This is a genomic window from Stenotrophomonas sp. GD03777 (genome assembly GCF_029842485.1).
GTDB classification, from domain to species: Bacteria; Pseudomonadota; Gammaproteobacteria; order Xanthomonadales; family Xanthomonadaceae; genus Stenotrophomonas; species Stenotrophomonas sepilia.
The window spans coordinates 1-7,809 of the sequence record NZ_JAOCGL010000144.1 but is presented as its reverse complement, the minus strand read 5'-3'; the positions used below and the strand labels follow the sequence as shown (position 1 = coordinate 7,809).

Genomic DNA, 7,809 nt, shown 5'->3' with positions numbered 1-7,809 from the left:
CTTCAGGATCAGGCCGGTGACATAAGCCAACCCGGTACCGGTGGCATAGCCCACCGTACCCAGCAGCACCCCCACCGGCGCCAGCGTCGGGTGGAACGCCGCAGCAACCACCGGTGCCGAGGCGGCCGCCCCGATGTTGCCCTGCGAACCGATCGCGAAGAAGAACAGCGGCGCGCGCAGCAGCTTGGCCACCACCCACAGCACCAGCACATGCGTGGCCATCCAGATCGCGCCGAGCAGGAACAGCCACGGCCGATCCAGCAGCGACAGCAGATTCATCTGCATGCCGATGCAGGCGATCAGAAAGTACAGGAACACCGTGCCCAACCGCGAAGCGCCTGCGGCTTCCAGCCGGCGCGCACGGGTGAAGCTCAGGCCCAGCCCCATCGCCGTGGACAGCAGGATCACCCACACGAACTGGCTGTCCAGGCTGAACTGGCTGGCCCAGCTGACGTTGGCCTTGAACCAGCCCGACAGCGGTGCGGCGATGGCGTGGGCCAGGCCGACGCCACCCAGTGCCACGCCGACGATCACCATCAGGTCGGTCATGCTGGGAATGCGCGCGTTCTGTGCCTCGTAGGCGCTGATGCGTGCCTTCATCTCGTCGATGGCGCGCGTATCGGCCCCGTTGCGGGTGTCGATCTGCTGCGCGCGGTTGGCCAGGAACAGCAGGATCGCCATCCACAGGCTGGCGCAGGCCACGTCGACCACGGCGAACTGGCCGAAGGTGGTGGCATCGGTGCCGAACACCTCACGCATGGCGACCATGTTGGCGCCGCCACCGATCCAGCTGCCGGCCAGTGCGGCCATGCCGGCCCAGGTATCACCGGCCACCGTTTCCGGATGGATCAGCTTCATCAGCTGGAAGGAGACGATCGCACCGAGCATGATGCCAGCGGTACCGGCACAGAACACAAGCAACAGCTTCGGCCCCAGCTTGATGACGCCCTTGAGGTCGATCGACAGCGTCAGCAGGACCAGCGCGGCCGGCAGCAGCACGTCACGCGCGACCGGGTTGTACAGCGAGGTGTTGTGGCCATCGATGACACCGGCGGTGTTGTAGATGGCGGGGATGAAATAGCACAGCAGCAGTGCCGGCACCCAGGCGAAGATCTTCTTCAACAGCGGGGTCGGACCACTGGCGGCCCAGAAGATCAGGGCCAGGGTGGCGGCAATCAGGCCCAGTCCAACGATATCGTTGCTGATCAGGGCAGTAGCGGGTTCGGTCGGCATGGGATCCTCTGTCGATCGAAAGAGCGGGAAAAAAAAGCGCCGCATGAAGCGGCGCAGGTCGAGATTAACACTGTCTTCACGCCGGGTCATGCCGCAGCGCGAAGCAAGTCGGCCGTCCGATCAGGCGGGGCGCGAAGCGCCGAAGTCCAGGGTGACACGCGTCCCGCGCGGTTGGCAGGGCTGCAACTGCAGCGTCCAGCCCAGGTGCTCGCACAGCCGCGCGATCAGGTCCAGGCCGATGCCACTGCCTCGATCGGCACGCTCACCGCGGGCCATGCGCGCGTGGATCGCCGCGATCTCCTCCGGGCTCATCCCATGCCCGGGGTCCTGCAGCGTCAGTACCGCCGACGAACTCAGCTGCAGCTCGATATGGCCGCGGCCGCTGTTTTCGATGGCATTGCGCAGCAGGTTGCCGATCGCCGCCTGCACCACCGCCAGCGGCGCGACGATATCCACCGGCGCGGCCTGGATACCGATGCTCAGGTCCTTGTCGCCGAGCAGGTGTCGATGGTCGTCGACGATCTCCGGCAGCAGCTGGTCCAGTGCGATGCGCTCGGCACGCGCGGCCAGGCGCGCAGGATCACGCGCCAGCACCAGCAGCAGCTCGATCAGCTGCTCCACGCTCTGTGCCGTGCGCAGGACCCGCTGCATCTGCTGGCGGGCACGTTCGGGCAGGCCCGGTTGCTCCAGCGCCAGCTCGGCAGCACCGGTCATCACTGCGATCGGCGTGCGCAGTTCATGGCTGGCGGTACTGATGAAGACCCGCTCACGCTCGACGAACTGCTCGTTGCGGTCCAGGTAGTCGTTCAGCGCATCGGCGATGGTGTGCAGCTCGGAACTGCCGCGCGGGTCGACCTCGATGCGCTGGCCCTGAACGCCCGGCCGCAATGCGCCGATGTGCTGGGCCAGCAGGCTCAACGGGCGCACCATGCGTTCCATACCGAAGGACGCCATCAGCACGGTGACGAAGATCATGATCACCCCGGCCAGCATCACCCAGCGCGTGGCGAACTGCTCCAGGTCATGGAAGTCGGAGATGTCCAGCGCCAGCGCGACACGTCCCATCGACCGGGTCTCGCGCACCATCACCGCCGTCTCCCGGCCTTTGATCATCACGCCGTCGTGAAGGCCCGGATGCAGCGTACGCAGGCTGTCAGGCAGGTTGACTGCATCGAAGCGGTACAGGCTGAGCGTGTCCGAATCCTGCCAGCGATAGTGCGGCTCATGCTCGACGTGCTCGACGATGCTGTCCAGTTCGGAATTGAGCAGCGCGCGCCAGGCGGCATGTTCGGCGTGTTCGTGCACGTAGTTGCCGACGCTGAACACGGCGATCGACAGCAGGGCCAGGTAGCCCAGCAACCACCACACCACGCGCCGGTACAGCGGGCCCGGCCTACGCGCCTTCATCATCATCCTTGCCTGCACCGGCGGCCGCGGTCACCGCAAGGCGGTAACCAACCCGCGGCAGGGTGTGGATCAGCTTGTCGGCAAACGGACCGTCGACGCTGCGGCGCAGCTCGTAGACATGCGAGCGCAGCAGGTCACCATCCGGTGGCTCATCGCCCCACAGGGCGAACTCCAGCTGTTGGCGGGTGACCGCACCGGGGCTGGCACGCATCAGCACCTCCAGCAGCTTGCGGCAGGCCGGGTACAGGTGGAGTACCTGCCCCCCCCGCTGGGCTTCGAGGGTCGCCAGGTCCAGCACCAGGTCGCCCACCTGCAGGCGCTTGCGCGGGTTTCGGCCCTGCGCACGCAGCAGCAGCGCCTCCAGCCGAACTTCCAGCTCGGGCAGGGCGAACGGCTTGGTCAGGTAGTCGTCGGCACCTGCGCGGAATCCGGTGATCTTGTCCGGCAGCTCGTCGCGCGCGGTCAGCATGATCACCGGCACCTCCGAAGCGTGCTCGGCGCGCAGGCGACGCAGCACCTCCGGCCCCTCCATGCGTGGCAGCATCCAGTCCAGGATCACCGCGTCGTAGGGGTGGCTGCCGGCCAGGTGCAGGCCGGTGATGCCGTCCGGGGCCACGTCGAGCACATGCCCGCGCGACTCGAAGTAGTCGAACAGGTTGGCCACCAGCTGGCGGTTGTCCTCGATCACCAACAGACGCATGCACGAAACATCCACGGAAGTTCGTACCATGGTAGCGCTGCGCATGTCGGAATGCGGTCGCCCCGGCCTCCTCTGACGCTTTTCCAACCCCCGCCACCTCAGAATGGCCGTTTTGCTCCCGGAGCCTGCCGTGCCCGTAGCCCTGCCCCGCCGTTGGCGCCTGCCCCTGTTGTGGCTGTTGATCGTTGCTGCGCTGGCAGCGGGGATCGGCCTTCGGCAGCCGCAGCCACCGGACGAGCCGCGCTTCGTGCTGGCGGCCCGCACCATGGTCGAAAGCGGGCAATGGCTGCTGCCGCACCGGGGCGTGGAGCTGTATGCGGAGAAGCCGCCGGTCTTCATGTGGCTGCAGGCGGCGGCCTACGAGATCGTCGGCAGCTGGCAGTGGTCGTTCCTGCTGCCGTCGCTGCTGGGCGCCCTGCTCAGCCTGTGGTTGGTGTCGGATCTGGCACGCCGACTGTGGTCACCGCGGCATTCCCTGTACGCCCTGGCGGCGCTGTTCTGCACCCTGCAGTTTGGCCTGATGGCCAAGCGCGCGCAGATCGACATGGTGCTGGTCGGCATGACCACGGTGGCCCTGTGGGGCTTGATGCGCCACCTGTGCGAACGCCACAACCTGGCTGCCTTGTGGCTGGCGGGGTTCGCCGCTGGCCTCGGCACGGTGACCAAAGGCGTGGGTTTCCTGCCGCTGCTGATGGTCCTGCCGTGGTTCGGCTGGTGGCTGTACCAGCGTCGCCGCGGTCGCAGCGTGGACGGCCCCCACCCGGCAACGCTGCTGTGGCTGATCCCGGCCTTCCTGCTGGGCGTGTCGGTGTGGCTTGCCCCGCTGGGCTGGGCGCTGCTGCACACGCCCAGCGCCGAACTGCAGGTCTACGCGCATGAACTGTTGTTCAAGCAGACCGGTACCCGCTATGCCAACGCCTGGCACCATCGCCAACCGGCCTGGTACTACCTGCAGGTGATCCTGACCCTATGGCTGCCGGGCAGCCTGCTGCTGCCGCTGCTGTTCAAGCCGTGGTGGCGCCGCATCCGCCGGGGCGACCGCCGGCAGTGGCTGCTGCTGGGCTGGGCGCTGCTGGTGCTGGTGTTCTTCAGCGCCAGCCCGGGCAAGCGCGAGGTCTATGTGCTGCCGATGCTGCCTGCGATGGCACTGGCGGGTGCGCCGTTGTTGCCCGGCTTGCTGCGCCGGCTGTGCGTGCGCCGCTATCTGTTCGGCTACAGCGTGGTGCTGATGCTGGCCACCGGCGTGCTCGGCGTGATGCTGATGACCGAGCACCCGTGGGCCTTGGCGCAACTGGAGCGCCGGGCCATGCCCGATGCGCTGCTGCCGGTGCTGGGTGATGGCCTGCTGACCTTCGCCATCGCGCTGGCCACGCTGGTCGTCTGGTTGCGGGTGCGCCGCGCCACGACACTGGTGCTGTTGACCCACGGCATGCTGTGGATGCTCTACGGCCTGGTGCTGATTCCGGCACTGGATCCCTACGCATCGGCATCGGCGCTGATGCGCCGCGTCGGCGCACGGATCGGTCCGGACGCCGAACTGGCGCTGGTCGCCTGGCGCGAGCAGAACCTGCTGCAGGCTGACCGCCCGGTACGCGAGTTCGGCTTCAAGCGGCCCTGGGCCGAGCAGTGGCACGACGCCGGCCCGTGGGTGGCCGAGGCGCCGGACAAGCGCTGGCTGCTGGTGCTGGACGAGGCGATGAGCCCCTGCGTGGATCCGGCCAAGGTGATCGATATCGGTGTTGCCAACAGGAATCGTTGGCAACTGCTTCCCGGTACGGCCTGGGATCCGCAATGCCACGCCGAACGGGCCGGCTCGACCGCCGAAGAAGACTGAACGTTGACTCGTGCCGGGCAAGCATTAACCCGGCGCGAACGAGCGTCCGACCCTTCTCCGACATGCAGGTGACGAGCATGACTGCGGATTCCCGAACCCGCCTTCCCTCAGCATGCCCGTTCGTCCCCTTGATTCGATCGCGCCGCTTGCGACATCGCCACTGGCGTCAAGATTCGCCGTAACTCACTTTTGGCTGCCTGTCGCAATCGGTCTGCCCGTGTTTGCGCTGCTGATGGGGTTCGGCGGCGACCAGTGGGTGGCCGACCACCTGTTCCGTCTTGAGGGCGGCCATTGGGCATTGCAGGACGCCTGGATCACCCGCAGCGTCGTGCACAAGGCCGGTAAATGGTTGAGCACTGCGGCGGCGCTGGTCGTGCTCCTGCTGTGCTTCCATCACTGGCGTAAAGGACGCGATCACACCCTGCGGTGGGCGCTGCTTTATGTCGTACTTGCCCTGGCGCTGGGCACCGGCGTGATCTCCCTGCTGAAGGCGCTGGTGCCGATGGAATGCCCGTGGGATCTGCTCCGCTACGGTGGCCACCAGCCTTTCATCGGGCTTTTCACGGCGCGCCCCGCAGGCATGGCCGCGCAGGCCTGCTTCCCGGCGGGCCACGCCAGCGCGGGTTATGCATGGTTGTCCCTTTACTTTTTTGCCCTGCTGTGGCGCCCTTCATGGCGCTGGGCCGGGTTGTGGATCGGTCTTGGCACCGGTCTGGTGTTCGGCATCAGCCAGCAGCTGCGCGGCGCGCACTTCCTCTCGCATGACGTCGCCACCGCATTGATCTGCTGGCTGCTTTCGCTCGGCCTGTATCTGATCGTCAAACGCGTCCTGACACGCCGTCAGCGGGACCGTCCCAACCGCCAGGAGGCAAACGCATGAGTGCATCGGTCCAATGGCCCGCCCGCCTCCCCGCCCTTGCGGGTCTGCGCCACTGGCGGCCGCAGCTGTCCACCGAAGCGCTGATCGCGCTGACCAGCCTGTTCTTCGCGGTAGCCGGGAATGGCCTGTTCTGGCACAGCGCGATGGCCAGCCATCCAGGCAGCCTGCGCTACGCGCTTTCGCTGCTGCTGTTGCTGCTGGGCGCTCACGGCGTGCTGCTGGGCATCCTGGTCTGGCGCTGGAACGCCAAGGTGGTGATCAGCCTGTTGCTGCTGGTGACCGCATTCGCCGCGCACTACATGAGCCGCTACCACATCTACCTGGATGCGGACATGCTGCGCAACGTGCTGGCGACCGACCCCAAGGAAAGCCGCGAGCTGATGACCGTGTCGCTGCTGTGGCCGGTACTGTTGCTGGCGGTGTTGCCGATGGCGGTGTTGTGGCGCGTGCAGCTGCGTCGCCGCAGCTGGGGCCGCAGCCTGCTGTGGCGACTGGGGTTCCTGGCGGTGGCCGCGGTGACCGCCGTCGGCGGCGCGTTGATCTCGTTCCAGGATGTTTCGGCACTGATGCGCAACCAGCGCGAAGTGCGTTACCTCGCCACCCCGGCCAACGTGCTGCTGGGCATGCCGCGTGCGCTGCGTGGCGACAACCCGGTGCAGCGCGCACCGAAGCTGCCGATCGGCACCGACGCCAAGGCCACGCCACGCGCCCCGGCCAGCAAGCCGCGCCTGCTGGTGATCGTCATGGGCGAGACCGTCCGTGCGCAGAACTGGGGCCTCAACGGTGGCCGCAACACCACTCCGGAACTGGCCCAGGCCAGCGTGATCAATTTCCCGGACATGCACTCATGCGGCACCAGCACGGAGGTCTCGCTGCCGTGCCTGTTCTCGCCGTGGGGCCGCCACGACTACGACGAGAAGAAGATCCGTGCGCACCAGTCGCTGCTGCACGTACTGAATCGCGCCGGCATCGCGCCGCTGTGGCGTGACAACCAGTCCGGCTGCAAGGGCGTGTGCGAGGGCCTGGACTTCCAGTCATTGTCCGACGCCACTACACCCGGCCTGTGCGCGGATGGTCGCTGCATGGACGAGATCCTGCTGCAGGACCTGGCCACCCAGGTGCGGGCCAAGCCCGGCGACCGGGTGGTGGTGCTGCACCAGCTGGGCAACCACGGCCCGGCCTACTTCGAGCGCTACCCGCCCGCCTTTGCCCGCTTCAAGCCAACCTGCGACACCCGTGACATCGGCCGTTGCTCGCGCGACGAGATCACCAACAGCTATGACAACGCGGTGTTGTACACCGATCATTTCCTGAGCAAGACCATTGGTACCCTGCAGAGCATGCAGGATTACGACACGGCGATGATCTACCTGTCCGACCATGGTGAATCGCTGGGCGAGAAGGGCCTGTTCCTGCATGGCGTGCCGTATGCGATCGCACCGGCCGAGCAGACCCGCGTACCGATGACGATGTGGTTCTCGCCGGGCTTCGCCAGCAGCCGTGGGTTGGATCTGCAGTGCGTGCGCAAGCGTTCGGCGGCGTATACCGACCACGACAACCTGTTCCCGTCGGTGCTGGGCCTGATGCAGGTGAAGACGGCGCTGTACGAGCGCGACCGCGACGTGTTCGCCAACTGCGAAGGTTGAGGGTTGTTCGGCAGGGCTTGCAGCCCTGCACCTGCGGGGGCAACGGCAACGGCCGAAGCAACAGCAGAAGCGGGTTTCCTGAGGGGTGGCGGGGTGGGTCCGGTTGCGG

6 protein-coding genes are annotated in these 7,809 nt (G+C 67.0%); 3 read left to right on the top strand and 3 right to left on the bottom strand.

The genetic code is table 11. The annotated features are described in order from the left end of the window. From N5E02_RS19275 to N5E02_RS19265, 3 genes are all read right to left on the bottom strand, one after another. A partial coding sequence (locus tag N5E02_RS19275; RefSeq protein WP_279946623.1) for a DUF819 family protein occupies positions 1–1,233 on the bottom strand: 1,233 nt, incomplete at its 3' end. A gap of 120 nt (positions 1,234–1,353) precedes the next feature. Continuing rightward, positions 1,354–2,640: a HAMP domain-containing sensor histidine kinase gene (locus N5E02_RS19270; RefSeq protein WP_005418277.1), complete on the bottom strand. Its 1,287-nt coding sequence runs from the start codon at positions 2,638–2,640 to the stop codon at positions 1,354–1,356. Further along, entirely contained in the window at positions 2,627–3,340 is a 714-nt protein-coding gene (locus N5E02_RS19265) for a response regulator transcription factor (protein ID WP_005418278.1), read from the bottom strand. The genes N5E02_RS19270 and N5E02_RS19265 overlap by 14 nt, the downstream gene beginning before the upstream one ends. A 130-nt stretch (positions 3,341–3,470) precedes the next feature. Between N5E02_RS19265 and N5E02_RS19260 the strand changes: the two genes are divergently transcribed. From N5E02_RS19260 to N5E02_RS19250, 3 genes are all read left to right on the top strand, one after another. Continuing rightward, a complete protein-coding gene (locus N5E02_RS19260) occupies positions 3,471–5,174 on the top strand; it encodes a glycosyltransferase family 39 protein (protein WP_279946622.1) in 1,704 nt (567 codons plus the stop codon). Positions 5,175–5,286: 112 nt separating this feature from the next. Then, a complete protein-coding gene (locus N5E02_RS19255; protein ID WP_279946621.1) occupies positions 5,287–6,054 on the top strand; it encodes a phosphatase PAP2 family protein in 768 nt (255 codons plus the stop codon). Beyond that, entirely contained in the window at positions 6,051–7,700 is a 1,650-nt protein-coding gene (locus tag N5E02_RS19250; RefSeq protein ID WP_262220255.1) for a phosphoethanolamine transferase, read from the top strand. Before N5E02_RS19255 ends, N5E02_RS19250 begins: the two co-directional genes overlap by 4 nt. Positions 7,701–7,809: the final 109 nt, after the last annotated feature.

Coding starts and splice junctions, on each gene's coding strand:
- N5E02_RS19270 (WP_005418277.1), bottom strand. CDS start 2,640: ATGAAGGCGCGTAGGCCGGGCCCGCTGTACCGGCGCGTGGTGTGGTGG.
- N5E02_RS19265 (WP_005418278.1), bottom strand. CDS start 3,340: ATGCGTCTGTTGGTGATCGAGGACAACCGCCAGCTGGTGGCCAACCTG.
- N5E02_RS19255 (WP_279946621.1), top strand. CDS start 5,287: ATGCCCGTTCGTCCCCTTGATTCGATCGCGCCGCTTGCGACATCGCCA.
- N5E02_RS19250 (WP_262220255.1), top strand. CDS start 6,051: ATGAGTGCATCGGTCCAATGGCCCGCCCGCCTCCCCGCCCTTGCGGGT.